Source organism: Serratia ficaria (assembly GCF_900187015.1).
GTDB classification, from domain to species: Bacteria; Pseudomonadota; Gammaproteobacteria; order Enterobacterales; family Enterobacteriaceae; genus Serratia; species Serratia ficaria.
The window spans coordinates 1,234,303-1,260,251 of sequence record NZ_LT906479.1; the positions used below are offsets into that span (position 1 = coordinate 1,234,303).

General features: G+C 61.3%; 21 protein-coding genes. 12 read left to right on the forward strand and 9 right to left on the reverse strand.

The features are described from left to right. Positions 1-38 precede the first annotated feature (38 nt). The 9 genes from CKW09_RS05795 (at position 39) to CKW09_RS05835 (ending at position 10,240) form a co-directional block, all read left to right on the forward strand. The gene (locus tag CKW09_RS05795; RefSeq protein WP_061796367.1) at positions 39-368 is read left to right on the forward strand and encodes a YbaB/EbfC family nucleoid-associated protein; all 330 of its coding nucleotides are present in this window, start codon (positions 39-41) and stop codon (positions 366-368) included. Beyond that, entirely contained in the window at positions 368-973 is a 606-nt protein-coding gene (gene recR / locus CKW09_RS05800; protein ID WP_061796368.1) for a recombination mediator RecR, read from the forward strand. Before CKW09_RS05795 ends, recR begins: the two co-directional genes overlap by 1 nt. Before the next feature lie 144 nt (positions 974-1,117). Next, entirely contained in the window at positions 1,118-2,983 is a 1,866-nt protein-coding gene (htpG, locus tag CKW09_RS05805) for a molecular chaperone HtpG (RefSeq protein WP_167387234.1), read from the forward strand. A gap of 266 nt (positions 2,984-3,249) precedes the next feature. Next, on the forward strand, positions 3,250-3,894 hold the full coding sequence (adk, locus tag CKW09_RS05810; protein ID WP_061796370.1) for an adenylate kinase: 645 nt from the start codon (positions 3,250-3,252) through the stop codon (positions 3,892-3,894). A 165-nt stretch (positions 3,895-4,059) separates the two neighbouring features. After that, positions 4,060-5,193, forward strand: a complete 1,134-nt coding sequence (locus tag CKW09_RS05815; protein ID WP_061796372.1) for a sugar diacid recognition domain-containing protein — start codon at positions 4,060-4,062, stop codon at positions 5,191-5,193. A 119-nt stretch (positions 5,194-5,312) separates the two neighbouring features. Next, complete coding sequence (locus CKW09_RS05820; RefSeq protein ID WP_061796374.1) at positions 5,313-6,578, forward strand: GntP family permease; 1,266 nt, start codon at positions 5,313-5,315, stop codon at positions 6,576-6,578. A gap of 9 nt (positions 6,579-6,587) precedes the next feature. After that, positions 6,588-7,736, forward strand: a complete 1,149-nt coding sequence (locus CKW09_RS05825) for a glycerate kinase (protein ID WP_095096076.1) — start codon at positions 6,588-6,590, stop codon at positions 7,734-7,736. Between the two features lie 146 nt (positions 7,737-7,882). Continuing rightward, complete coding sequence (hemH, locus tag CKW09_RS05830; RefSeq protein ID WP_095096079.1) at positions 7,883-8,845, forward strand: ferrochelatase; 963 nt, start codon at positions 7,883-7,885, stop codon at positions 8,843-8,845. Between the two features lie 90 nt (positions 8,846-8,935). Then, positions 8,936-10,240, forward strand: coding sequence for an inosine/guanosine kinase (locus tag CKW09_RS05835; RefSeq protein ID WP_095096082.1), 1,305 nt, complete (start codon positions 8,936-8,938; stop codon positions 10,238-10,240). 48 nt (positions 10,241-10,288) lie between these two features. Here CKW09_RS05835 and ybaL read toward each other — a convergent pair whose 3' ends face one another. Together ybaL and CKW09_RS05845 are read right to left on the reverse strand one after the other, a co-directional pair. Next, positions 10,289-11,980, reverse strand: a complete 1,692-nt coding sequence (gene ybaL, locus CKW09_RS05840; protein WP_061799414.1) for a YbaL family putative K(+) efflux transporter — start codon at positions 11,978-11,980, stop codon at positions 10,289-10,291. Positions 11,981-12,225: 245 nt separating this feature from the next. Further along, the gene (locus CKW09_RS05845; protein WP_095096085.1) at positions 12,226-13,446 is read right to left on the reverse strand and encodes an MFS transporter; all 1,221 of its coding nucleotides are present in this window, start codon (positions 13,444-13,446) and stop codon (positions 12,226-12,228) included. Positions 13,447-13,625: 179 nt separating this feature from the next. On the opposite strand from CKW09_RS05845, the gene ushA reads away from it, so the two are divergent. Continuing rightward, positions 13,626-15,278, forward strand: a complete 1,653-nt coding sequence (gene ushA, locus CKW09_RS05850; protein WP_061799417.1) for a bifunctional UDP-sugar hydrolase/5'-nucleotidase UshA — start codon at positions 13,626-13,628, stop codon at positions 15,276-15,278. 158 nt (positions 15,279-15,436) lie between these two features. Further along, complete coding sequence (gene dacB / locus CKW09_RS05855; protein ID WP_095096088.1) at positions 15,437-16,909, forward strand: D-alanyl-D-alanine carboxypeptidase/D-alanyl-D-alanine endopeptidase; 1,473 nt, start codon at positions 15,437-15,439, stop codon at positions 16,907-16,909. A gap of 26 nt (positions 16,910-16,935) precedes the next feature. Here dacB and ybaK read toward each other — a convergent pair whose 3' ends face one another. The 5 genes from ybaK to CKW09_RS05880 form a co-directional block, all read right to left on the reverse strand. Next, a complete protein-coding gene (gene ybaK / locus CKW09_RS05860; RefSeq protein WP_061799422.1) occupies positions 16,936-17,415 on the reverse strand; it encodes a Cys-tRNA(Pro)/Cys-tRNA(Cys) deacylase YbaK in 480 nt (159 codons plus the stop codon). Positions 17,416-17,645: 230 nt separating this feature from the next. Then, positions 17,646-18,458 carry a TraB/GumN family protein gene (locus CKW09_RS05865; protein WP_095096091.1) on the reverse strand — a complete coding sequence of 271 codons (813 nt, stop codon included), beginning with the start codon at positions 18,456-18,458 and terminating at the stop codon, positions 17,646-17,648. Between the two features lie 164 nt (positions 18,459-18,622). Then, positions 18,623-21,334 (reverse strand): copper-exporting P-type ATPase CopA, encoded by a 2,712-nt coding sequence (gene copA, locus CKW09_RS05870; protein ID WP_061799424.1) that lies wholly within the window; start codon positions 21,332-21,334, stop codon positions 18,623-18,625. A 347-nt stretch (positions 21,335-21,681) separates the two neighbouring features. Further along, the gene (locus CKW09_RS05875; RefSeq protein WP_095096094.1) at positions 21,682-22,455 is read right to left on the reverse strand and encodes an ankyrin repeat domain-containing protein; all 774 of its coding nucleotides are present in this window, start codon (positions 22,453-22,455) and stop codon (positions 21,682-21,684) included. Further along, complete coding sequence (locus CKW09_RS05880) at positions 22,452-23,936, reverse strand: alpha/beta hydrolase family protein (RefSeq protein ID WP_231922149.1); 1,485 nt, start codon at positions 23,934-23,936, stop codon at positions 22,452-22,454. Before CKW09_RS05880 ends, CKW09_RS05875 begins: the two co-directional genes overlap by 4 nt. A 245-nt stretch (positions 23,937-24,181) precedes the next feature. On the opposite strand from CKW09_RS05880, the gene cueR reads away from it, so the two are divergent. Continuing rightward, positions 24,182-24,583, forward strand: a complete 402-nt coding sequence (gene cueR / locus CKW09_RS05885) for a Cu(I)-responsive transcriptional regulator (RefSeq protein ID WP_061799427.1) — start codon at positions 24,182-24,184, stop codon at positions 24,581-24,583. On the opposite strand, the gene CKW09_RS05890 is transcribed toward cueR, so the two are convergent. Beyond that, positions 24,580-25,041, reverse strand: coding sequence for an NfeD family protein (locus CKW09_RS05890; RefSeq protein WP_095096099.1), 462 nt, complete (start codon positions 25,039-25,041; stop codon positions 24,580-24,582). The two genes, cueR and CKW09_RS05890, sit on opposite strands and share 4 nt — an antisense overlap. Before the next feature lie 2 nt (positions 25,042-25,043). Beyond that, positions 25,044-25,949 carry an SPFH domain-containing protein gene (locus CKW09_RS05895; RefSeq protein WP_061799430.1) on the reverse strand — a complete coding sequence of 302 codons (906 nt, stop codon included), beginning with the start codon at positions 25,947-25,949 and terminating at the stop codon, positions 25,044-25,046.

Below are 25,949 nucleotides of genomic sequence, written 5' to 3' on the forward strand. Positions count from 1 at the left end.
CTGCGCAAAGTGCGCGGCCCTAGCGACGAGAGACGACTATGTTTGGTAAAGGCGGTCTGGGCAACCTGATGAAGCAAGCCCAGCAAATGCAGGAAAAAATGCAGCAGATGCAGGAAGAAGTCGCCAAATTGGAAGTGACTGGCGAATCTGGCGCGGGCCTGGTGAAAGTGACCATCAACGGTGCGCACAACTGCCGTCGCGTGGAGATCGATCCCAGCCTGATGGAAGACGACAAGGATATGCTGGAAGACCTGATCGCCGCCGCGTTTAACGACGCCGCGCGCCGCATCGACGAAACCCAGAAAGAGAAAATGGCGTCCGTTTCCAGCGGCATGCAGTTGCCGCCTGGCTTCAAGATGCCGTTCTGATGCAAACCAGCCCGCTCCTTGAGTCATTGATGGAGGCGCTGCGCTGCCTGCCGGGCGTCGGCCCGAAGTCGGCGCAGCGCATGGCGTTTCAGCTGCTGCAGCGCGATCGCAGCGGCGGCATGCGCCTGGCGCAGGCGCTGACGCGCGCCATGTCGGAAATCGGCCACTGCGCCGACTGCCGTACCTTTACCGAGCAGGACATCTGCACCATCTGCGCCAATCCGCGCCGTCAGCAAAACGGCCAGATTTGCGTGGTGGAGACGCCGGCCGATATTCACGCCATCGAGCAGACCGGCCAGTTCGCCGGGCGCTACTTTGTGCTGATGGGCCACCTGTCGCCGCTGGACGGCATCGGGCCAGGCGATATCGGCCTGGATCGGCTGGAGCAACGGCTGGAAAAGGAAAGCATTACCGAAGTGATCCTCGCCACCAATCCGACGGTGGAAGGGGATGCGACGGCCAACTACATCGCCGAGATGTGCGGCCAGTACGGGGTGCTCGCCAGCCGCATCGCCCACGGCGTACCGGTGGGCGGCGAGCTGGAGATGGTCGACGGCACCACGTTGTCGCACTCTCTGGCCGGGCGTCACGCCATCAAGTTCTGATGTTTTCCCCTGGCGGGGCCGTGCGGCCCCGTTAGTCATTTCGCAAAAATTTCCCGCCAGCCGCTTGAAAAACAATGCCCTGACCCCCACCTGATCCTCATTGTCCGCTTTTGGTAGCAATTGTCTTTGAGGTAATCAATGAGTATGAAAGGTCAAGAAACCCGCGGGTTCCAGTCTGAAGTAAAACAACTGCTTCATTTGATGATTCATTCGCTGTACTCCAACAAAGAAATTTTCCTGCGCGAGCTGATCTCCAACGCCTCGGACGCCGCCGACAAGCTGCGTTTCCGCGCGCTGTCCGCGCCGGATCTGTATGAGGGCGACGGCGAGCTGCGCGTGCGTCTGTCGTTCGATAAAGAGCAGCGCACGCTGACCATTGCCGATAACGGCATCGGCATGCGCCGCGAGGAAGTGATCGAGAACCTCGGCACCATCGCCAAATCAGGCACCAAGGCCTTCCTCGAATCCATCGGCTCCGATCAGGCCAAAGACAGCCAGCTGATCGGCCAGTTCGGCGTCGGTTTCTACTCCGCGTTCATCGTGGCGGACAAAGTGACGGTGCGCACGCGCGCAGCGGGCGCCGCCGCCGATGAGGGCGTGTTCTGGGAGTCCGAGGGCGAGGGCGACTACCGCATCGCCGACATCGGCAAAGAAACCCGCGGCACCGAAATCACCCTGCATCTGCGCGAAGGCGAAGATGAGTACCTCGACGCCTGGCGCCTGCGCTCGGTGATCGGCAAATACTCCGATCACATCGCCTTGCCGGTGGAAATCGAGAGCAAAAACGAAGAAGACGGCACCGTCACCTGGGAAAAAATCAACAAGGCCCAGGCGCTGTGGACCCGCAGCAAGGCTGACGTGACCGACGAAGAGTACAAAGAGTTCTACAAGCACGTCGCCCACGACTTCACCGATCCGTTGAGCTGGAGCCACAACCGGGTGGAAGGCAAGCAGGAGTACACCAGCCTGCTGTATATCCCGGCCCAGGCGCCGTGGGACATGTGGAACCGCGATCACAAACACGGCCTGAAGCTGTACGTGCAGCGCGTGTTCATCATGGACGACGCCGAGCAGTTCATGCCGAACTACCTGCGTTTCGTGCGCGGCCTGATAGATTCCAACGATCTGCCGCTGAACGTCTCGCGTGAAATCCTGCAGGACAGCCGCGTGACCCAGAACCTGCGCGGCGCGCTGACCAAGCGCGTGCTGCAGATGCTCGACAAGCTGGCGAAAGACGACGCCGAAGGCTACCAGAAGTTCTGGCAGCAGTTCGGCCTGGTGCTGAAAGAAGGCCCGGCGGAAGACAACGGCAATCAGGAAGCGATCGCCAGGCTGTTGCGCTTCGCCTCCACCCGCGGCGACAGCTCGGCGCAAACCCTGTCGCTGGAGGAGTACGTCGGCCGCATGGCTGAAGGGCAGGAAAAGATTTACTACATCACCGCCGACAGCTACGCCGCCGCCAAGAGCAGCCCGCACCTGGAGCTGTTCCGCAAAAAAGGCATCGAAGTGCTGCTGTTGTCCGATCGCATCGACGAGTGGATGATGAGCTACCTGACCGAGTTCGACGGCAAGCCGTTCCAGTCGGTGAGCAAGGCCGATGAGGCGCTGGACAAGCTGGCGGATGAAACCGAAGAGCAGAAGGCCGCCGAGAAGCAGCTGGAGCCGTTTATCGACCGGGTGAAGACGTTGCTGGGCGAGCGAGTGAAGGACGTGCGTTTAACGCATCGCCTGACCGATACGCCGGCGATCGTCGTCACCGACGCCGACGAGATGAGCACCCAAATGGCGAAGCTGTTCGCCGCTGCCGGCCAGCAGGCGCCGGAGGTGAAATACATTTTCGAGCTGAATCCGGAGCATGCGCTGGTCAAACGCGCATCCGACGTGGGTGATAACGAACAATTCGCTGAATGGGTCGACCTGTTATTGGATCAGGCGCTGCTGGCTGAACGCGGCACGCTGGAGGATCCGAACCAGTTCATCCGCCGAATGAATAAGTTGCTGTCCGCATAATTCCGAATTTATACGCCCTTAATCTGCAGGTTAGGGGCGTATTTCTCGCTTTTTTCTGCATTTTCACCTCTTTTAGCCGCATTTTTGTCCCGCGGGATCCGCAATCGATTTCCTCGCGTATCTTGAGCCGCCCCCCTCTGAAATGGTATGGTTGAGCGTTTTCGCAATTTTATAAAAACTTAATACCCAAAAAATTTCAAATTGCGGCCAGCCAACGGCGCTGCGGTTTGAAAGATGAAGGGAATAATAGCAAGGGGATTTACGCAATGCGTATCATTCTGCTGGGCGCTCCGGGCGCTGGTAAAGGTACTCAGGCTCAATTCATCATGGAGAAATACGGCATTCCGCAGATCTCCACCGGTGATATGTTGCGCGCAGCCGTGAAGGCCGGCAGTGAACTGGGCAAGCAGGCGAAAGAAATCATGGACGCCGGCAAGCTGGTGACCGATGAGTTGGTCATCGCGCTGGTCAAAGAACGCATCGCCCAGGAAGATTGCCGCAACGGCTTCCTGCTGGACGGTTTCCCACGCACCATTCCACAGGCCGACGCGATGAAAGAAGCCGGCATCAAGGTGGATTACGTGCTGGAGTTCGACGTGCCGGACGAACTGATCGTCGATCGCATCGTCGGCCGTCGCGTGCATGCGCCATCCGGTCGCGTGTACCACGTGAAATTCAATCCGCCGCAGGTGGAAGGCAAAGACGACGTGACCGGCGAAGAGCTGACCACCCGTAAGGACGACCAGGAAGAAACCGTGCGCAAGCGCCTGGTGGAATACCATCAGATGACCGCGCCGCTGATTTCCTACTACAGCAAAGAAGCTGAAGCGGGCAACACCGCTTATCGTAAAATCGACGGCACCCGCAAGGTGAGCGAAGTGAGCGCCGAGCTGGCGACCATCCTCGGCTGATCGATGTCGTTGCTTGCATAGCGCCAGACCTCAGGTCTGGCGTTTTTTTTTGCCATTCTTCCACCGAATTGTGATCGCCGCAGCTTGTTGCGGCCGCGCCCTTTAATATCCCGCGGCAAATGGCGTATAACTGCCTGCATTTTCATCAGCAGCAGGGAGCAGGGTATGTTCGGACAGACCAATTTTCTGGCGGAGGCCACCGCGCGCCAGATCGTGCAGCGGGCGATGGGCATCATCAGCCACTCCGTCAACGTGATGGACAGCAACGGCGTGATCATCGCCTCCGGCAACCCGTCGCGCCTGTTTCAGCGCCATGAAGGGGCGGTGCTGGCGCTGACGGAAAACCGGGTGGTGGAGATCGACAACGTCACCGCCGAGCACCTGAAAGGCGTGCGCCCCGGCATCAATCTGCCGTTCAGTTTTCGCAACCAGCGGGTGGGGGTGATCGGCATATCCGGCGAGCCGACCGAGGTGCGCGCCTATGCTGAACTGGTGAAGATGGCGGCGGAACTGATGGTGGAGCAGGCGGCGTTGCTGGATCAGAACCAATGGGAAAAACGCTACCGGGAAGAGTTGGCGAACCAGCTGCTGCAGCCGCAGGCGAACACGGCGTCGCTGGAGGCGATGGCGGCCTACCTGGGGCTGGAGCTCCAGCAGCCGCGCATCGTCTGGATTGTCGAGCTGCAGGAGTCGCAGCCGCAGCGGTTGCGCGAACTGCTGACCGAGCTGGAGACGGCCCAGCGCGAGGCGCTGATCGCCATCACCGGATTCGACGAGATGATCCTGCTGCGCCCGGCCTGCATGGCGCAGGGGGCGTGGAGCCCGAAGCTGGAGCGGCAGCAGGCTCAGGCGCTGCAGAGCCGGTTGAAGCAACGTTTCCGGGTACGCCTGATCGTCGGCGGTTTTTTTGCCGGCGAGCAGGGGGCCTGTCGTTCAAACCTGACGGCGCGCGCCACCCAGGCGCTGGCGCAGCGGCTGAAGCTGCGTCACGCCACGCTGTTTTATCATGACTACCCGCTGCCGGCGCTGTTGTGCGATCTGGGTGAAGACTGGCGTGCGCAGGAGCTGGGTCGCCCCTGGCAGATCTTGGGCGCGCAGGATGAAAAAGGGGTGCTGCGCGCCACCCTGCGGCACTATTTTTCGCAAAATTGTGATCACACGCAGACTGCCGCGCAGCTGCATATCCACGTCAATACCCTGCGCTACCGGCTGCAGCGGATCGAAGCGATTACCGGACTAAAAATCAATCAGTTAACCGACTCGTTGCGGCTGTATATCGGCATGCTGATGCACGACTGAGTTGTGCCAACCCACAATTTCGCCGCCGTTTTGCCGGCGGTTTTTTGTCGTTTCCTCTCAGGCTTATGGCCGGCGGCCGGGATAAGGTTGCCGGCACATCAACCACGGGGAAAACAACAATGACAACCGTATCCACTCTGGGGGCGCTGGTGGCGTTAGCCGTCGCCATCGTCCTGATCTTGCGCAAGGTTCCGCCGGCCTACGGCATGATTGCCGGGGCGCTGGCGGGCGGGCTGTGCGGCGGCGCCGATCTGGTGCAGACCGTTACGCTGATGATCGGCGGCGCGCAGGGCATCACCAACGCCGTGATGCGCATTCTGGCGGCCGGCGTGTTGGCCGGGGTGCTGATCGAATCCGGCGCGGCGCACACCATCGCCGAAACCATCGTGCGCAAAGTCGGTGAAACCCGGGCGCTGCTGGCGCTGGCGATAGCTACACTGATCCTGACGGCGGTGGGCGTGTTTATCGACGTGGCGGTGATTACCGTGGCGCCGATCGCGCTGTCCATCGCGCAGAAGGCCGGGATCTCGCGCGCGGCGATCCTGCTGGCGATGATCGGCGGCGGCAAAGCCGGCAACGTGATGTCGCCGAACCCCAATACCATCGCGGCGGCCGACAACTTTCACGTGCCGCTCACCTCGGTGATGCTCGCCGGTATCGTGCCGGGGCTGTGCGGGCTGGCGGTGGCTTATCTGCTGGCCCGGCGCCTGAGCGACAAGGGCGACCGGGTGATGGAGGAAGAGCTGACGCAGCACGCCGAAGGCGCGCGGCCGCGGTTTGCCGCGGCGATCGGCGCACCGCTGGTGGCGATTTTGCTGCTGTCACTGCGGCCGATTGCCGGCATCGCGGTCGATCCGCTGATCGCGCTGCCGGTCGGCGGCCTGGCGGGGGCGCTGCTGATGGGGCGCATCCGTCAGTGCAACCAGTTTATGGTCTCCGGCCTCAGCCGCATGGCGCCGGTGGCGATCATGCTGCTCGGCACCGGCACGCTGGCGGGCATCATCGCCAATTCGGCGCTGAAGGACGCGCTGATCACCGGCCTGACGCACACCGGCCTGCCGGCCTGGCTGCTGGCGCCGCTGTCCGGCGCGCTGATGTCGATGGCCACCGCCTCGACCACCGCCGGCACCGCGGTGGCCTCCGGCGTATTCAGCGGCACGCTGCTGGAGCTGGGCGTCAGCGGGCTGGCCGGCGCGGCGATGATCCACGCCGGCGCCACCGTGCTGGACCACCTGCCGCACGGCAGCTTCTTCCATGCGACCGGCGGCAGCGTCAATATGGCGGTGCACGCGCGGTTGAAACTGTTGCCGTACGAAACGCTGGTGGGTTTTACCATCGCGGCGGTCTCGGCGCTGATGTTTGGCGTATTTAATCTGGCGGGATAAGGAATAGTAATGAAAACGCTGAAGAAAGTGGTCATAGCACCGGATTCTTTCAAGGAGAGCCTGAGCGCGCTGGAGGTGGCCGATGCGATTGAGCGCGGCTTCAGCCAAATCTTCCCGCAGGTGCAGTATGTCAAGCTGCCGATGGCGGACGGCGGCGAGGGCACGGTGGAATCGATGGTGGCGGCCACCGGCGGCGAAATTATCGAACTCGAAGTGACCGGGCCGCTGGGGCGGCCGGTGCGGGCGTTTTACGGCCTGCTGGGCGACGGCGAAACCGCGGTGATTGAAATGGCCGCCGCTTCCGGCCTGCATTTGGCGCCGAGCGGCCAGCGTGACCCGCGCATCACCACCAGCTACGGCACCGGTGAACTGATGCTGGCGGCGCTGGCGCACGGGGTGAAGGCGATCGTTCTCGGCATCGGCGGCAGCGCCACCAACGACGGTGGCGCCGGCATGATGCAGGCGCTCGGCGCCCGGCTGCTGGATGCGCAGCGTCAGCCGCTGCCGCCGGGCGGCGCGGCGCTGGCGCAATTGGCGCATATCGATCTGGCCGGGCTGGACCCGCGCCTGCGGCAGCTGAGCATCACCGCCGCCTGCGACGTCGACAATCCGCTGTGCGGCGAGCAGGGCGCTTCGGCGGTATTCGGGCCGCAGAAGGGCGCCACGCCGCAGATGGTGGCGCAGCTCGATGCGGCGCTGCGCCACTACGGCGAACTGATGGAGCAGGTTATCGGCCGCGAGATCGTCCGCCAACCGGGCGCCGGGGCGGCCGGGGGAATGGGCGCGGCGTTGCTCGGCATGCTCGACGCCCGGCTGCGGCCTGGCATCGAGATCGTGATTGAAACCCTGCGGCTGGAAGAGGCGGTGCGCGGCGCCGACCTGGTGATCACCGGCGAAGGTCGGCTGGACAGCCAGTCGATCCACGGCAAAACGCCGATCGGCGTGGCGCGGGTGGCCAAGCGCCACGGCCTGCCGGTGATCGGCATCGCCGGCAGCCTGGCGCCGGATTATCAGGTGGTGCACCTGCACGGCATCGACGCGGCATTTTCGGTGCTCGATCGCATCGTCACGCTGGAGGAAGCGCTGGCGGGCGCGGCGCGCAATCTGGAGGTCACGGCGCGCAACGTAGCGGCGGTATGGCGGCTGGCGCAGGGCTGAGGCCGAATGGCGCCGTCATGGGCGGCGCCTGTTGCTGATATCGGTTCCGACGAAGAGCTTTTCCGTTACAATAGACCGCATTAGTGGCTGTCGGCATCCTGACCCAGAACGGGATACCGGCCGGAAAGGAAACGAGAGGAACTGAGATGAAGCAAGAGAAACACGGCGTATTGCTGGTGAACCTGGGCACGCCAGATGCTCCGACCTCATCCGCGGTAAGACGCTATCTGAAAGAATTCCTCAGTGACGACCGCGTAGTCGATACCTCACCGCTGCTGTGGTGGCCCATCCTCAACGGCGCGATCCTGCCGATCCGTTCGCCGCGCGTCGCCAAACTCTATCAGTCGGTGTGGATGGAGGAAGGCTCGCCGCTGCTGGTATACAGCCGTCGTCAGCAGCGGGCGCTGGCGGCGCGCATGCCGAACACCCCGGTGGAGCTGGGCATGAGCTACGGTTCGCCAAGCCTGGCGGAGGCCATCGACAAGCTGTTGGCGCAGGGCGTGACCAACCTGGTGGTGCTGCCGCTGTACCCGCAATACTCGTGCTCGACCAGCGCCGCGGTATGGGATGGCGTGGCGCGCGTCCTCAAGGGGTATCGCCGCTTGCCGTCGACCGCGTTTATCCGCGACTACGCCGAACACCCGGCCTATATCGCCGCGCTGCAGCAGAGCGTCGAGCGTTCGTTTGCCGAGCACGGCCAGCCGGACCGGCTGGTGCTGTCGTTCCACGGCATTCCCAAGCGTTATGTGCGGCTGGGCGACGATTATTCGCAGCGCTGCGAAGATACGCTGCGGGCGCTGAGCGCCGCGCTGCCGCTGTCGCCGGACCGGGTAATGATGACCTATCAGTCGCGCTTCGGCCGCGAACCCTGGCTGACGCCTTATACCGACGAAACGCTGAAAAGCCTGCCGGCGCAGGGCGTGAAGCATATTCAGCTCATTTGCCCCGGTTTTTCGGCGGATTGCCTGGAAACGCTGGAGGAGATCAAGGAGCAGAACCGCGAGATCTTCCTCGAGGCCGGCGGCGAGAAGTTTGAGTACATTTCCGCGCTGAACGACGAGCCGGCGCATATTGATATGATGCAGCAGCTGGTGGCGCAGCGTTTTTAATCACTAATAATCTACATAATTGCATTCATCATCATCAGGCAGGAATGTGTTAACATTCTCTGCCTGTTAACTGCCACAACCGCCAATCACATGAAATTTCCTGGTAAACGCAAGTCCAAACACTATTTTCCGGTGAACGCCCGCGATCCGCTTTTGCAGCAGACGCAGCCCGAAAGCGAGGTCAGCACCTCTTATGTCGTCGGCATCGACCAGACGCTGGTGGATATCGAGGCCAGGGTGGACGACGCCTTTGTCGAGCGCTACGGCCTGAGCCTGGGGCATTCGCTGGTGATTGAGGACGCCGTCGCCGAGGCGCTGTACCAGGAACTGAGTGAAAACAACCTGATCGCCCATCAGTTTGCCGGCGGCACCATCGGCAATACCCTGCACAACTATTCGGTGCTGGCGGACGACCGCTCGGTGCTGCTCGGCGTGATGTGCAGCAACGTCAAAATCGGCAGTTACGCCTACCGCTATCTGTGCAACACCTCGAGCCGCACCGACCTCAACTATCTGCAGGCGGTGGATGGCGCGATCGGCCGCTGCTTTACGCTGATTAACGAAAGCGGCGAGCGCACCTTCGCCATCAGCCCCGGGCAGATGAACCAGCTGCGGCCGGAAAGCGTGCCGGAAGAGGTGATTGCCGGCGCATCGGCGCTGGTGCTGACCTCTTATCTGGTGCGCTGCAAGGAAGGGGAGCCGATGCCGGCCGCCACCATGCAGGCGATCGAATACGCCAAAAAGCACGACGTGCCGGTGGTGCTGACGCTGGGCACCAAATACGTGATTGCCGACAACCCGCAGTGGTGGCGCGACTTCCTGAAACAGCACGTGTCGATTCTGGCGATGAACGAAGATGAGGCGCTGGAGCTGACCGGGCTGAGCGATCCGCTCACCGCCTCGGATATGGCGCTGGAGTGGGTGGATCTGGTGCTGTGCACCGCCGGGCCGAGCGGCCTGTATATGGCGGGCTACACCGAAGAGGCCAACAAGCGCGAAACCCAGCATCCGCTGTTGCCGGGGCATATCGCCGAATTCAACCGCTACGAGTTCAGCCGCGCCATGCGCCGCGAAAGCTGCGAAAATCCGTTCCGCGTTTATTCGCACATCGCCCCTTATATGGGCGGGCCGGAAAAAATCATGAACACCAACGGCGCAGGCGACGGCGCGCTGTCGGCGCTGCTGCACGATATCGCCGCCAACGGCTTCCACCGCAACAACGTGCCGAATTCCAGCAAGCACGTGCGCAGCTACCTGACCTATTCCTCGCTGGCGCAGGTGTGCAAATACGCCAACCGCGTCAGCTATCAGGTGTTGAACCAGCATTCGCCGCGGTTGACGCGCGGCCTGCCCGAGCGGGAAGACAGCCTGGAAGAGTCTTACTGGGAACGTTAAAAGCAAAAGGTCCGGCAAGCCGGACCTTTTTGATTATTGATTGCCGCTTCAGATCGGGCAGCCGCCCAATTTCTCTTCTTCGCTCAGCGTATCCAGCTTGAGGATATTCAGCATGCTGTTGGCTATCTCCCGTTCGCCCATCACCACCTGATTGGCGCCGCGATCGGAGATGTAAGACACCTCGTCGTCGTAGTGGGCGCGGGCGATGATTTCGATATTCGGCCGCTTGGTGCGCGCCGAGGCGACGATCTCGCCGGCTTCGTAGCCGTTCGGGATGGTCAGCAGCAGCCAGCGCGCGCAGTCCAGCCGCGCCAGGTCCATCACCTCGGGATTGGCGGCGTTGCCCAGCACCGTCTTGATGCCCTGTTCGCGCAGCGCCTCGACCCGCGGGCGGGAGTTCTCGATCACCACCAATGGAATGCCGGCCTCGGCCAGCTTGCTGCCCAGCAGGCTGCCCACGCGGCCATAGCCGACCACCAGCGCATGATTGCACATGTCGACCGGGATCTGCTTTTCTTCCTCCACCGCCTCTTCCAGGATTTGGTCTTCCATGGTTTCGGTCTTGGCCAGGTAACGCTCCAGCAGGGTGAACAGCAGCGGATTGAGCATGATCGACAGGATGGCGCCGGCCAGCACCAGATTGCGGCCGTGTTCCGACATCATGCCCAGCGAAATGCCCAACCCGGCGAGGATAAAGGCGAACTCGCCAATCTGCGCCAGGCTGGCGGAGATGGTCAGCGCGGTGCGTTTGGAGTGGCCGAACATCTTCACCAGCAGGAACGCGGCGGCGGATTTGCCGAACACGATGATCGCCAGCGTCGCCAGCACCGCCAGCGGCTCGTTGATCAGGATCATCGGGTCGAACAGCATGCCGACCGAGACGAAGAACAGCACCGCGAACGCGTCGCGCAGCGGCAGCGTGTCGTGGGCGGCGCGGTGGCTCAGCTCGGATTCGTTCAGCACCATGCCGGCGAAGAAGGCGCCCAGCGCAAAGGAGACGTCAAACAGCTTCACCGCGCCATAGGCGATGCCGAGCGCCAGCGCCAGCACCGCCAGGGTAAACAGCTCACGCGAGCCGGTGCTGGCGGTTTTCGACAGGATCCACGGCACCAGGCGGCGGCCGACCACGATCATCAGCGCGATAAAGGCGATAACCTTGCCGATGGTGATCGCCAGCTCGATCAGCAGTTGGCCGCTGCTGGCGTTGTCGTTGCCCATCATGTTGCCGAAGGCCGGCAGCAACACCAGCGTCAGCACCATCGCCAAGTCTTCGACGATCAGCCAGCCGATGGCGATCTGCCCGCGCTGGCTGTCGATCAGCTGGCGTTCCTCCAGCGCGCGCAGCAGCACCACGGTGCTGGCGGTGGACAGACAGAGGCCGAACACCAGCCCGGAGACCAAATCCCAGCCCAACAGCTTCGACAGGCCCATGCCGAGCAGGGTGGCGACGGCAATCTGCGCCACGGCGCCGGGGATAGCGATAGATTTTACTGCGAGGAGGTCTTTCAGAGAGAAATGCAGGCCAACACCGAACATCAACAGGATCACACCGATTTCCGCCAGTTCCGGCGCCAGTGAGGTGTCGGCGACGAAACCGGGGGTAAACGGGCCGGCGAGCACCCCTGCGGCCAGGTACCCCACCAGGGGGGAAATGCGCAGGCGGTTCGCCAGCATGCCGAGGAGGAAGGCCAATACTAACCCTCCGACAATGGTGGTGATTAGCGGTGTTGAATTATGCATCCAGACTCCTTCTAGCTATGCATCGCGGCAAGGGAGAAACGCAACAAAGTTACGAAAAGATACATTTAGTTTATTGCATTTGTTCGCGTCTTGCTTGGCTAAATTGAGCCTTTTTGTGAAAAGGCAGAGGATTTCACTTGGCGGGGGCCAATAAGGGGATTTACCACTATATAACTAAAATAACATTGATTTATCTGGTAGATAACCCGGGTGAATAATGTATTTCTCCCGGGCCGTCTGCGAGATTACTGCGCTTTATGGTCCATATTAGGCAATAGTGCGGTGATGATGCCGATTAACGGCAGGAAAGCACAGATTTGGTAGACCAGCTCGATGCTGGTCAAATCTGCGACATAACCAAGAACCGCCGCACCTAAACCGCCCATACCGAAAGCAAAACCGAAGAATAAACCGGAAACCATGCCGACTTTACCGGGGATCAGCTCCTGTGCGTAGACCAGGATCGCCGAGAAGGCCGAGGCGAGAATTACCCCGATGATCACCGTCAGAATGCCGGTCCAGTAGAGCGATGCGTAGGGTAAAATGAGCGTGAACGGCGCTGCGCCAAGGATTGAGCCCCAAATTACGTATTTTCTCCCTATCTTGTCGCCGAGAGGCCCGCCGATGATGGTTCCGGCCGCGACGGCGAACAGGAAGGCGAACAGGTGTATCTGGGCGTTCTGCACCGAAACGCCGAACTTATGTATCAGATAAAAGGTGTAATAGCTGCTGATGCTGGCCAAGTAGAAGTATTTGGAAAAAATCAGCACCAGCAGGATGCCCAGCGAGTAGGCGACCGTACGTTTTGGCAGCGCTTTCAACGCGGAAGGGCTTTTGGGCTGACCTTTCGCCGCCCGGTGCTGTTGCTGATACCATTTGCTGACCTGCAGCAGCACCACGATCGCCAGCAGCGCCGCCAGCGAGAACCAGGCGACGTTGCCTTTGCCGTAAGGGGCGATGATCAACGCCGCCAGCAACGGCCCGAGCGAGCTGCCGAAGTTGCCGCCGACCTGGAACAACGACTGCGCCAGGCCGTGTCGGCCGCCGGAGGCCATGCGCGCCACGCGGGAGGACTCCGGATGGAACACCGAGGAACCGGTGCCCACCAGCGCCGCCGCCAGCAACACCAGCGGGAAGGTGTTGGCGACCGCCAGCAGCAGCAGGCCCGACAGGGTGAAGCCCATGCCGATCGGCAGGGAGTAGGGCTGCGGGTGCCTGTCGGTGTAGTGACCGATCAGCGGCTGCAACAGGGACGCGGTCAGCTGATAGGTCAGGGTAATCATGCCGATCTGCACGAAACTCAGGTGGAAGTCGGCTTGCAGGATCGGGTAAATCGCCAGGATCAGCGACTGGATCATGTCGTTGAGCAGGTGAGACACGCTGATGGCGCCAAGGATGGAAAACGCGGTGCCTTTCACCGCACTGCCCTTGGCCGGCGGTGCAGCGCTTTGGCTACTGTCGGTCATATTATTATTAGCCTGATAAGTTGTTGAGTACCGAGTTGACATCTTAGGCAGCTTGTTCAATTTTTACCATATCCGAAATAATCTGACGTACATCGCAAAAATTTGAAATCAGATGTTATTGATTCGCGCTACAATTTCGGCCACATCAAAAAAGTCACTTAATTACACGGAGATCCGCCATGCGCTTTTCGCTGAAGACCACCGCATGCGCGTTGGCCGTTTCCCTGACTTTCCTGTCGGGAACCGCCAGTGCCTGGGAAAAGGATAAAACCTACGCCATCACCATCCTGCACACCAACGATCATCACGGCCATTTCTGGCAGAACGATCACGGTGAATATGGCCTGGGCGCGCAGAAAACGCTGGTGGACGGCATTCGCCAGGAAGTGGCGGCCCAGGGCGGCAGCCTGTTGCTGCTCTCCGGCGGCGACATCAACACCGGCGTGCCGGAGTCCGATCTGCAGGACGCCGAGCCGGATTTCCGCGGCATGAACCTGGTGGGCTACGACGCGATGGCGATCGGCAACCATGAATTCGACAACCCGCTCAGCGTACTGCGTCAGCAGGAAAAATGGGCGACCTTCCCGCTGCTGTCGGCCAACATCTATCAGAAAAGCACCGGGCAGCGGTTGTTCAAACCCTATGCGCTGTTCGACAGGCAGGGCATCAAGATTGCGGTGATCGGCCTGACCACCGACGACACCGCCAAGATCGGCAACCCGGAATTCTTCACCGACATCGAATTCCGCGTGCCGGCGCAGGAAGCGAAGCAGGTGGTGGAACAGCTGCGTCAGGACGAGAAGCCGGATGTGATCATCGCCGCCACCCACATGGGCCACTACGACGACGGCAACCACGGCTCCAACGCGCCGGGCGACGTCGAGATGGCGCGCAGCCTGCCCGCCGGCTACCTGGATATGATCGTCGGCGGCCACTCGCAGGATCCGGTGTGCATGGCCGGCGAAAATCACAAGCAGGTCGATTACGTGCCGGGCACCCCGTGTTCGCCGGATCGTCAGAACGGCACCTGGATCGTGCAGGCCCACGAATGGGGCAAATACGTCGGTCGCGCCGACTTCCAGTTCCGCAACGGCGAGCTGAAGCTGGTGCACTATCAGCTGATCCCGGTGAACCTGAAGAAGAAGGTGGAGAAGGCCGACGGCACCAGCGAACGCGTCTACTATACCCAGCGGATTGCGGAAGATCCGGGGATGATGAAGCTATTGACGCCGTTCCAGGATAAAGGCAAAGCGCAGCTGGAAGTGAAGATCGGCAGCGTTAACGGCAAGCTGGAGGGCGACCGCAGCAAGGTGCGCTTTGTGCAAACCAATCTGGCGCGGGTGATGCTGGCGGCGCAGATGGAGCGCGCCGACGCCGACTTCGCGGTGATGAGCGGCGGCGGGGTGCGCGATTCGATCGAAAGCGGCGACATCACCTACAAAAACGTGCTCAAGGTGCAGCCGTTCGGCAATACCCTGGTGCATGTCGATATGCAAGGCCGCGAGGTTGAGCGGTATCTGGCGGTGGTGGCCAATATGAAGGTGGATTCCGGCGCCTACGCCCAGTTCGCCAACGTCAGCCTGGTGGCGGACGGCCAGGGCGTGCGCAACGTGAAGATCAACGGCCAGCCGCTGCAGGCGGACAAAACCTACCGCATGGCGACGCTGAACTTCAACGCGCTGGGCGGCGACGGCTATCCGAAGCTGGATGGGCTGCCGAGCTACGTCAACACCGGCTTTATCGACGCCGAAGTGCTGAAGCAATACATTGAGAAACACTCGCCGCTGGACGCGGCGGCCTACGAGCCGAAGGGCGAGATCGTCTATCAGTAATGCCCACCAAGGCGGTTTATCTTGCCCGACGCGCGATAAACCGCCCGCTGTCGCCACCAAAAAATTGTTCGTCAGGCGGAGTGAAACGCCGCCGCCAACGCCTTCCTGTGATAGCCTGATAAATAGCGACGTTTTGATAAAGGAAACAGGAAGATAACATGTTGAAAACCGCAGGATGGCTGTTGCCCGCCATCATGATGCTGGCGGGGTGCTCCGCCTCCGGGCCTGGAGGCCAGCGCGGCCAAACCCTGAACGAGGCGCTGGCGGCCATCGGCCAGAATAAGGCGCTGGCGGGGGCTTCGAGCGGCATTATGGTGCGCGACGCCGCCAGCGGCAGCGTACTGTATCAGGCCGATGCCGATCGGCGTCTGGTACCGGCCTCCAACATGAAGTTGCTCACCTCTCTGGCGGCCTTTGGGGTGCTGGGCGCGGATTACCGTTTCGAAACCCGCGTGCTGACGCTGGGCAAACAGCGCGGAGACCGGCTGCTGGGCGATATTTATCTGCAGGGCAGCGGCGATCCCAGCCTGCATCCGGACGATATTGACGGGTTTGCCGCGGCGCTGGCGCAGCGCGGCATCAGGCATATCCGCGGGCGTTTGATGCTGGACGCCAGCGCGTTCGATAACGCCCCCTTCGGCGCAGGCTGGAGCTGGGACGATGAAACCTTCGCCTTCGCCGCGCCGGTCTCGGCGCTGAACTATGCCTTTACCCCCGGCGGCGACATCAACGTGGTGCGCGTTGACGTGCAGCCGGGCAGCCGGCAGGGCGCGCCGGGCAAGGTGGCGTTTTATCCCGCCGCCAGCCCGGTGGAAATCGTCAATGACACCACCACCGGCGAGACGACTGCGCTGGCGTTCGAACGGCGGCCGGGCAGCAACCGGATTGTGGTCAGCGGTACCATTGGCATGCGGGCCGCAACGGATTCAAAACTTGTCACCATCGACGCGCCGGCCAAGGCGGTGGGCGCGCTGCTGCAGGCGGCGTTGCGCGCCCACGGCATTACGCTGAGCGGCGGGGTGGGCGAGGGGACGGCGCCTGCCGGGGCCTGGGCGCTGGCCGGCAAAACCTCGGCGCCGCTTTCCCGGTTGGCGGTCACCTTCCTGAAGGTGTCGAACAACGGCTATGGCGAGGTCCTCACCAAGGCCATGGGGCGCAAAACGCAGGGCAAGGGCGATTGGCCTGGCGGGCTGCGGGCGATCGGCCATTTTGTGCAAGGCTTGGGCGTTGACCCGGCGGCGTTTCGGCAGGTGGACGGTTCCGGGCTGTCGCGGATGAACCAGGTGACGCCGCATCAATTGACGACGCTGCTGCTGGCCGCCAGAAAACAACCCTGGTTTGCGGCCTGGCATAACGCCTTGCCCGTGGCGGGCGAACCGGGCCTGATGGTGGGGGGCTCGCTGCGCAACCGCATGGTGAAGACCGCGGCCGCGGGGCGAGCCTATGCGAAAAGCGGTTCGCTGACCGGCGTGTCGTCGCTCAGCGGCTATGTCGATTCGGCAACCGGACGGCCGCTGGTCTTTTCCATCATCAATAACAACTACCTGACATCCGGCGCGGAAATCAAAGCGCTGGAGGACCGCATGGTGGAGACGCTGGCGGCCTGCGACGCCAGGGTAGTGTGCCGCTAAGCGGCGCGGGCGTGATTTAACGTCGGTCAGTCGCGCTTGGCGATGTCGGCGAAGCTGCCGGCCAACAGCCGGCACAGATCCTCGGCCGCCAGTTCGATATCGAGCCCGCGTTTGCCGCCAGAGACATAGATGGTGGCGAACGTTTGGGCCGGGCTGTCGATCACCGTCGGCAGCCGTTTCTTCTGCCCCAGCGGGCTGATGCCGCCCACCAGGTAACCGGTGACGCGCTGCGCCAGCTGCGGATCGGCCATGTCGGCCTTCTTGGCGCCGAGGGCGCGGGCGACCTTTTTCAGATCCAGCTGAGTGGCGACCGGCGTGACCGCCACCGCCAGGCGCTTGGCGTCGCCGTTCAGCGCCACCAGCAAGGTTTTATAGACCCGATCGGCATCCAGCCCCAGCTTGCGCACCGCTTCGTCACCGAAGTGGGTTTCGTCGCTGTCGTGGTGATAGGGATGAAGGGTAAATGCGACCTGTTGTTTTTCGAGCAGAACCACTGCGGGCGTCATGATGTTTTTTCCAAAATGTCCCCGGCGAGGGGGGCTTGCGGCGGTAAAGGGTAAAAATACAAAAATAGCGTCCGGTCGGCAAGCTGGGCGGCTGTTACATAAAGCGAGTTGCCAAGGTGTTCACCGGGTTGCTACCCTGTCTCTTGTAACCGTTAACACGGTTGCTATGCGTATAACTAGAATACAAGAAATTCCTCTTTGACTGGCCAATAGCGATATTGGCCACTTTTTTATGGCTGCGGCTGCGGCTGCAGCATCGCCGGCAAGTTATCCTCGCCGTACAGATGCAATGCGCCTACCGCCACCACGTAGTCGCCGGCCGGCAACGCCTCGAGCTTTTGCCGCCAGTCGCGGTTGCGTTGATGCATCAGCACATCGTACAGCCCGGCGCTGAAGGTGGCGGGCAGCGTTTCCAACCCGCCGCTGGGCTTGGCGTCGAGCCACCAGCTCACCATGGTCTGCAGCAGCCGCGCATTGGTGTGCCAGTGCTCCAGCGTATCGCGCAACAGCGCGATGCCGCCTTCCGGCAGCTGTTCCAGCATCGCCAGCTGCTGCTGCGCGCCTTCCAGTTCTATCACCTTTTTGTCCTGCGCCCTGGCCGCCTGCAGCAGCTGGTAGTCCACGCCGTACTCGGCGCGCAGCCCCAGCCGCTGAGCCTGGCGCGCCTGCATCATCAGCGCCACCTGCCAACCCGGCAGGGTCGAGAACGACCGGGCGTCGGCGCCCAGCTCCCGGCACAGCGCCAGCAGCCGGTGGAATTCCTCGCTGGACAGGCGCTCTTCAAGCGTCGGCTGCAGTTCGGCATGGTCGAACGGCGAGGCGGAGCCGGTGATGTCGGCCTCGACGATCAGCGCGTCGGCCTGCTGCAGGCGAGCGGCCAGCCTGGCCGGCAGCGGCGACATGTCCACCGTGCCCATATGAATGCTGCCGACCAGATGCAGCCGACGATCGCCCGGCAGGCTGATGTCCAGCGCCGGGTAGGCATAGCGCATCGGGGCGATCAGGCCGAGAAAGGCGGCGATGCGGCGTAACAGTTGACCCATACGGCGTGGCTCCTGAATAACGTGTTCGCCTTTCGGGGGGAAAGGTGAGGGCATATCGACAACCCCATGCTAAACGCTATCCGCCGCACAAGAAAGCCTGAAGAGTGAAGCAATTATGTCAAAACGAACGGGGCGCCACGGCGGCGCGCGGCGCCCCGGGAGGGTTACCCTTTGGGTTTGAAGCGCAGCAGCCGGTTGGCGTTGCTGACCACGGTAATCGAGGACAGCGCCATCGCCGCGCCGGCCACCACCGGGCTGAGCAGGGTGCCGGTCAGCGGATACAGCAGGCCGGCGGCAATCGGGATGCCCAGGCTGTTGTAGATAAACGCCCCGAACAGGTTCTGCTTCATATTGCGCAGCGTCGCTTTCGACAGCTCCACCGCGTCGGCCACGCCGTGCAGGCTGTGGCGCATCAGGGTGATCGCGGCGGTTTCGATGGCGACATCGCTGCCGCCGCCCATCGCGATGCCTACGTCGGCCTGCGCCAGCGCCGGCGCATCGTTGATGCCGTCGCCGACCATCGCCACGCGCCGCCCCTGCGCCTGCAGCCGTTTGATCGCTTCCGCCTTGCCGTCCGGCAGCACGCCGGCGATCACCCGGTCGATGCCGGCCTCTTTGGCGATGGCGTTGGCGGTCAGCGGATTGTCGCCGGTCAGCATCACCAACTGGTAGCCCTGGCGGTGCAGGCGTCGCAACGCCTCAACGCTGTCGCCGCGCAGCGGATCGCGGATGGCGAACAGCGCCGCCGGTTGGCCGTCGGCGGCCAGCAGCACCGGCGTCACGCCGCGTTCGGCCTGGTTGCGCATCTGCGCTTCCAGCGCGCCGATGGCCACCTGATGCTGCTGCAGCAGCGCGGCGTTGCCCAGCAGCAGCTTCACGCCGCCCACGTCGCCGCTGATGCCGGCGCCGCGCAGGGTGCGGAACTGCTCCACCGGCGGCAGCGTCTGCCCGGCGGCGCGTTCGACGATGGCGCGCGCCAGCGGGTGGTTGGAGCCCTGTTCCAGCGCGGCGGCCCAGCCGAGCGCCTGCTGTTCGCTGACCTGATTGAAGGTCAGGATCTCCACCACCTGCGGGCGTCCTTCGGTCAGGGTGCCGGTTTTATCGAACACCAGGGTGTCGAGCTGGCTGGCCTGCTGCAGCGCGTCGGCGTCGCGCACCAGCACGCCGAACTCCGCCGCCCGGCCGACGCCGGAAATGATCGACATCGGCGTCGCCAGGCCCAGCGCGCAAGGACAGGCGATGATCAGCACCGTGGTGGCGATCACCAGCGTGTAAACCAGCTGCGGCTGCGGGCCGAAGAAGTACCAGAGGGCGCCGCTGAACAGCGCGATCGCCACTACCGTCGGAACGAACACCGCCGAGATGCGGTCCGCCAGCTGGCCGATTTCCGGCTTGCTGCTTTGCGCCTGCCGCACCAGCTTGATGATGCGCGCCAGGGTGGTTTTGCTGCCGATGGCGGCGGCGCGGAACAGCACGCTGCCGTCGTCCACCACCGTACCGGCATGCACGGTATCGCCCGCGCCTTTCTGCTGCGGCACCGCTTCGCCGGTCAGCATCGCTTCGTCGAGCCAGGCTTCGCCCTGCACGATCTCGCCGTCGACCGGCACCCGATCGCCGGTGGTCAGGCGCAGCGTCATGCCCAACTGCACCTCCGCCAGCGGAATATTGCGCTCGCCGTCGTCGGTCACCCGCCGGGCGGTGGGCGGCGTCAAATCCAGCAGCCGCTCCAGCGCCTGCGAAGAACGCTGGCGCGCCCGCTGCTCCAGCGCGTGGCCGAGGTTGATCAGGCCGATGATCATCGCGCTGGCCTCGTAATACAGGTGTCGCGCCTCCATCGGGAAGAAATCGGGCCAGATATTGACGCCGATCGAATACAGCCAGGCGGCGCCGGTACCCAGCGCCACCAGGGTATCCATGGTGGCGCTGCCGTTCATCAGCGCGCGCCAGGCGTTGCGGTAGAAATGCCCGCCGGCGAACGCCATCACCGCCAGCGTGATAATGCCGACCACCAGCCACGGGCGCTGGGTTTCCGGCGTCAGCGACATGCTGCCGCCGAACAGCCCCCAGGCCATCAGCGGGATGCCCAGCGCCAACCCCAGCGCCGCCTGCCAGCTAAAGCGCTTCATGTTGGCGCGCGCGGTCTGCTGCTGGCGTTCGCGGCGTTCGGTTTCGTCCTGGATCATCTCGGCGCCGTAGCCGGCTTTTTCCACCGCCGCCACCAGCGCCTGCGGATCGGCGCCGCCGGTCACCAGCGCGCTGCGCTCCGCCAGGTTGACCCGCGCCTGCTCGACGCCGGGCACCCCCTGCAGGGCGTGCTGCACCTTGCTGACGCAGCTGGCGCAGGTCATGCCGCTGAGCAGCAGCTGCACGCTGTCGTCATCGCTGTCGGTTGCCGGAAGGGAAGGCTGCGCCGCTGGCTGAACGTCCGGCAACTCAGGGGTTGCTTCAGTCAACGGCTCAGATTTTGGGGCGATGGCGCCCGCCAGGCTGGCCTGATAGCCGGCCCGCGCCACCGCGGCGATCAGCGCCTGCGGTTCGGCCTCGCCATAGATTTTGGCGGCGTCGAGGCTGACGTCGGCGGCGATCACGCCCGGCACCGCTTCCAGCGCCTTGCGGGTGCTGCCGACGCAGTGCATGCAGCTCAGGCCGCTCAACTGCAGCGCGGTATCGGGCCGCTGCGCGATTTCGGCCTGATAGCCGGCGGCGGCCACGCTGTCGATCAGCGCGCTGTCCGGCGCGTCGCCGGTCACCTTGGCGTAATGCACGTTAACCTCGGCCTGCTCGACGTCGCTGCGGCTTTCCAGGGCCTGTTTCACCCGCTGCGCGCAGTTCATGCAGGACAGCCCCTGCAATGCCAACACGGTAGTTTGTGACATGATTCGATTCCTCGCTCAAGGGCGGTGTTTAAAGGTTGACCGCTTGACCCGTTTTCACTAAGAATGAAGCTTAAACCTTCCAGCAAGGGGAAGGTCAAATAAATATCTCTACGTCATTCACTGTCGACCTTGTTACCTTTTAAAGCCCGCCAGAACTGGAACCACACCCTTTACCATTCTACTTTTGTCTACTGAGATTGCCCCTATGGAGGATCACCGGTTCATCACGCCGGGTATCGGGCGGGTAAAGTTCGGTTAGGCGAGATACTTACAATGGTTTTTTTAAAAGGAGCATAGGGGAGTACAGCAACCGGTGAGTTTGGTTGCTGTATTTAAGATAATGGGGGTTATTTTTTTACTGGCTTTGGCGGCCATTCTCCGCCGTGTTTGATTAAGGTTGTTTTTATTTCTTCCAGTTTATCCCAAGTTTCCGTCCCTTCTTGGGTTCGGTTAATAAAACGTTGTAACTGGTTGCCCATTGTCCAGCCTGAGTTGCCTTGTATACTACTGTCAGCCCCTTTGTCTAGCAGGTAAATAACATGGTCATAGGCTCGGGAATCAAGGGCGTCAATAAGCAATGAATTACCTAATGAATTTTTGGTGTTAATATCGGCGCCGTATTCCAGCATGACTTTGAGTGTCTCGATGTTTTTGGCTTTGAATGCTTCAAATATAATGGGCTGGTTGTGAACTTTATCCAGCGCATTAGGCGATAGCCCGCCGTCTAGCATCGCCTTGATCCAGATGCCATCATCGGCTTTCAGCATAAATTCTGCTGGACAGCTTCCTCCATTTGGACGGGGTTGCAACGGGTCGGCCCCAGCTTTGACTAATGCTGTAATGATCCGCAAGTACTCTGGCGTCTTTTTTTCGAAGATTGCATTGTTGAGCGCCCAGAATAACAGCGTTATGTCTTCTTTCGCCGGACGGTTAAGCTCCTCCTTGCTGAAGGTCGGAAGTATTTTTTTTAATGTTGCTTCATCCCCGTGATAAATCACTTCGGCAATAGTTAACTGCTTACCTTCAAAATAATCCTGCGGTTTCAAATCCATACCCTCTTTACATCCTTGTAGTATTAACACTGAAAATAACATTACTGCAATACTGATTAAATTTTTCATATCCGGCCTTTAATGGTGGCTATATCATCGTCTTTCTGTTCTTCAATGCAGTTAATGGCTTGGTCGATACCGTGCTTATCTAACAGGGAGCCAGCTCCGCCGGGAAGAGCATACGTTATCCCTGCGGCGTTAGGGGTGTTTACGGAAACAGCTTCTTTGGCCGCGAGAGCAAAAAGATTACCTTTTACGAGGCGATAATCAGCCGGTAAATTCACTTCCTGAATTGTGGTGAGTAATTCATTTTCGACGCGGTAAGCGTGGATATTGCTGGTGTCGCCGAGCCGGCTACCACTGTACATTTCTACGGTGTTTTTATGCAGCCCGGCGGCGTTGAAGGTCCACGCGGGGTTACCACTGGCAATGGACGCGGCGGACGCCATTCCACCACCTAGCGAATGCCCGGCAATGTCAACGTCAGGATACTTCGATATACTATCGCCAATCTCAACAGCACGTTTATAGTATTCGGAGTGCATTCCGCCTCCTTGAGTCAGGTTATTACTCCAGTCTGCAAAGTTCTTGATGTCCGGTGTATCACCTTTGGCGAGTGCCATGGCGGCATCCTTGAGGCCGGGAAATTCCGGAGCTCTGGATCCCCGAAAAACGACGGTTGGATTCATCGCCTTGCCAAAGATCTCTTCATCCGGCTGGTACACGCGGGCCAAAAAATCAGGTGAAAGATCGTCGTCATAAAGCATTTTACTGCTTAACCCCATTTTATTCAGACTGGCCTCATTGTTGCTGATGTCTTTCCAGCCTTCGGGCACATTTGGCACTGTCTGTAGCGGGCCGGTGGTTTTGTAGATGTTTTCCGCTAGTTTGGCTTTTTCTACGGCGATGTTGTTATCGGCCAGCCGTTGTGCGGCAATACGGGCATCGGGGTAGATACTGCGTTTCCCGCGTCCAATCAGGTATTGCCGTTCTTGCCAGCGTTCGGCCTTGGTCATGGGACGCATTGCTTGCAAGGTTGCCGTTACTGTTGCAGCCGCCGTAGCAATCGCCTGTTGCAGTGGCGGGCGGCGGGTGATGTTCTGACGTGGGGGGAGTACTGTGGGCTTGGGGCGTTGCCCGTAGCGGTGTACCATGTCTTCATAGCGTTCGATGACGTGTGCTACAGGGTATAGCGCAGGAAGGTGGGAGCCGGGATAGCGTTGCAGCTTGCCGTCGGCGTCGATGTAAAAAACATGTTTTGCAGATGACCACGCGCCGAAGCTATTGCCAATAGCAAGCAGACTTCCCTGGTTTATATCGTCAAAGACGGCCCTTTTCATTTGGGTGTCCTCTTGGTAGCTTGACACACCGATGCCGGATTGAGTGTTGCGCGTGATATGCCGTCGGCTGCATATTGACATGCCAGCGGTACCGCCAAAGAGATAACCTCGACTTAATTCATATCGCGCATCGTGCGGTGAGAGTATTCGTGAGAATTTTTCTGGCTCTAGTGCATCTGAAATTAAATAAATTAACCGCAAAATTTCAATCCCTTGATAGATAGTGGTTTTAATGGTTATAACGAAACAAACGCGAAGTTACAATGTTCATGCCGCAGAGACTGTGGAAGGTCTCCTGTAGCGTTTCGTATTTTGGCGAGTTAATGAAAATACGCGGCGCCATATTTGGAGGTCTTTATGGGGACCTTTAAAGTATCTAAATTGATTATTTGATTTAAAATCAACTGGTTGATGGTTAATGGATCTTCCGGCAAGGGGAAGGTCAAGGAGCGAAAATGAATATCAGCGACGTGGCGAAAAAAACTGGTTTAACCAGCAAGGCGATCCGTTTTTATGAAGAGAAGGGGCTGGTGACCGCGCCTATCCGCACCGATAACGGCTATCGCAGTTATTCCGCCAAGCATATCGAAGAGCTGACGCTGCTGCGCCAGGCGCGGCAGGTGGGTTTTAATCTGGACGAGTGCCGCGAACTGGTGGCGCTGTTCAACGATCCGGCCCGCCACAGCGCCGACGTGAAGACCCGCACCCTGCAGAAGGTGGCGGAAATCGAAAAGCACATCGGCGAGCTGGGCGAGATGCGCCAACGCCTGCTGGCGCTGGCGGAACAATGCCCGGGCGATGACGGCGCCGACTGCCCGATCATCGATAACCTGGCGGGTTGCTGCCGGCAGGCTTAACGGCTGACGGCGCGGATCACCAGGGTGACGCCTTCTACGGCGATCACTTCCACCTCGGTGCCGACCGGCAGATCTTCAGTGGCCTGCGCGCGCCAGCTGCCGTCGCCGATGTTGATGCGCCCCATGCCGTTGTGCATCGCTTCGGTCAGGGTGGCGCGGGTGCCGATCAGCTGGCGGTTGCGCTGGTTCAGCACCTGCGAGCCGTTGGCGGCGGCGGCCGGCCGCCGACGCAGCCAGTACCACCACAGATAGGCGACCAGCACGGTCAGCGCGGCGAAGATCGCCCCCTGCCATGCCCAGGGCAGCTGCGGCAGCAGCCAGACCAGCGCCCCGACGAGCAGGGCCGCCACGCCGCTCCACAACAGATAGCCGCCGGCCCCGAGCATTTCCGCCGCCAGCAGCACCCCGCCGAGGGAAAGCCAGAACCCGTGCGGATTTGCCGCAATGAGCTCGACCATGGTTATTTGCCCTTGCTTTCTTTCAACAGCTCGGCGATGCCGCCGATGGAGCCGAGCAGGCTGCTGGCGTCCAGCGGCATCATCACCACCTTGCTGTTATTGGACGAACCGATCTTCTGCAGCGCATCGGTGTATTTCTGCGCCACGAAGTAGTTCACCGCCTGAATGTTGCCGCTGGCGATAGCGTCGGAAACCAGCTGGGTGGCGCGCGCTTCGGCTTCGGCCGCGCGTTCGCGCGCCTCTGCCTGCAGAAACGCCGACTGCCGCTCCCCCTCGGCCTTCAGGATCTGCGACTGTTTGTCGCCTTCGGCGCGCAGGATCGCCGCCTGACGTACCCCTTCGGCCTCCAGAATATCGGCGCGTTTGGTACGCTCGGCCTTCATCTGGGCGTTCATCGACGCGATCAGCTCGGCCGGCGGGCGCACGTCGCGGATCTCGATGCGGGTGATTTTGACGCCCCAGGGATTGGTGGCTTCGTCGACGATGTGCAGCAGGCGGCTGTTGATGCTGTCACGCTGCGACAGCATTTCGTCCAGCTCCATCGAGCCGAGCACGGTGCGGAAGTTGGTCATGGTCAGGTTGACGATCGCCTGCTCGAGGTTGCTGACCTCGTAGGCGGCGCGCGCCGGATCGACCACCTGAATGAAACACACCGCGTCGATGGCGACGTTGGCGTTATCGCGCGAGATGATTTCCTGCGAAGGAATATCCAGCACCTGTTCCATCATGTTGATCTTGCGGCCGATGCGGTCCATAAACGGCACCACCAGATTGAGGCCGGGCATCAGCGTTTTGGTGTAGCGGCCGAAGCGTTCCACCGTCCATTGGAACCCCTGCGGCACAATTTTGACGCCGGCGAACACCACGATCAGCGCGACGACAATCACGATCGGAATAAAAGTAAACAT

Excerpts from the sequence above, each read along its gene's own strand:
- CKW09_RS05795 (WP_061796367.1), top strand. The coding sequence starts at position 39 with ATGTTTGGTAAAGGCGGTCTGGGCAACCTGATGAAGCAAGCCCAGCAA.
- recR (WP_061796368.1), top strand. The coding sequence starts at position 368 with ATGCAAACCAGCCCGCTCCTTGAGTCATTGATGGAGGCGCTGCGCTGC.
- htpG (WP_167387234.1), top strand. The coding sequence starts at position 1,118 with ATGAAAGGTCAAGAAACCCGCGGGTTCCAGTCTGAAGTAAAACAACTG.
- adk (WP_061796370.1), top strand. The coding sequence starts at position 3,250 with ATGCGTATCATTCTGCTGGGCGCTCCGGGCGCTGGTAAAGGTACTCAG.
- CKW09_RS05815 (WP_061796372.1), top strand. The coding sequence starts at position 4,060 with ATGTTCGGACAGACCAATTTTCTGGCGGAGGCCACCGCGCGCCAGATC.
- CKW09_RS05820 (WP_061796374.1), top strand. The coding sequence starts at position 5,313 with ATGACAACCGTATCCACTCTGGGGGCGCTGGTGGCGTTAGCCGTCGCC.
- CKW09_RS05825 (WP_095096076.1), top strand. The coding sequence starts at position 6,588 with ATGAAAACGCTGAAGAAAGTGGTCATAGCACCGGATTCTTTCAAGGAG.
- hemH (WP_095096079.1), top strand. The coding sequence starts at position 7,883 with ATGAAGCAAGAGAAACACGGCGTATTGCTGGTGAACCTGGGCACGCCA.
- CKW09_RS05835 (WP_095096082.1), top strand. The coding sequence starts at position 8,936 with ATGAAATTTCCTGGTAAACGCAAGTCCAAACACTATTTTCCGGTGAAC.
- ybaL (WP_061799414.1), bottom strand. The coding sequence starts at position 11,980 with ATGCATAATTCAACACCGCTAATCACCACCATTGTCGGAGGGTTAGTA.
- CKW09_RS05845 (WP_095096085.1), bottom strand. The coding sequence starts at position 13,446 with ATGACCGACAGTAGCCAAAGCGCTGCACCGCCGGCCAAGGGCAGTGCG.
- ushA (WP_061799417.1), top strand. The coding sequence starts at position 13,626 with ATGCGCTTTTCGCTGAAGACCACCGCATGCGCGTTGGCCGTTTCCCTG.
- dacB (WP_095096088.1), top strand. The coding sequence starts at position 15,437 with ATGTTGAAAACCGCAGGATGGCTGTTGCCCGCCATCATGATGCTGGCG.
- ybaK (WP_061799422.1), bottom strand. The coding sequence starts at position 17,415 with ATGACGCCCGCAGTGGTTCTGCTCGAAAAACAACAGGTCGCATTTACC.
- CKW09_RS05865 (WP_095096091.1), bottom strand. The coding sequence starts at position 18,458 with ATGGGTCAACTGTTACGCCGCATCGCCGCCTTTCTCGGCCTGATCGCC.
- copA (WP_061799424.1), bottom strand. The coding sequence starts at position 21,334 with ATGTCACAAACTACCGTGTTGGCATTGCAGGGGCTGTCCTGCATGAAC.
- CKW09_RS05875 (WP_095096094.1), bottom strand. The coding sequence starts at position 22,455 with ATGAAAAATTTAATCAGTATTGCAGTAATGTTATTTTCAGTGTTAATA.
- cueR (WP_061799427.1), top strand. The coding sequence starts at position 24,182 with ATGAATATCAGCGACGTGGCGAAAAAAACTGGTTTAACCAGCAAGGCG.
- CKW09_RS05890 (WP_095096099.1), bottom strand. The coding sequence starts at position 25,041 with ATGGTCGAGCTCATTGCGGCAAATCCGCACGGGTTCTGGCTTTCCCTC.
- CKW09_RS05895 (WP_061799430.1), bottom strand. The coding sequence starts at position 25,949 with ATGTTTACTTTTATTCCGATCGTGATTGTCGTCGCGCTGATCGTGGTG.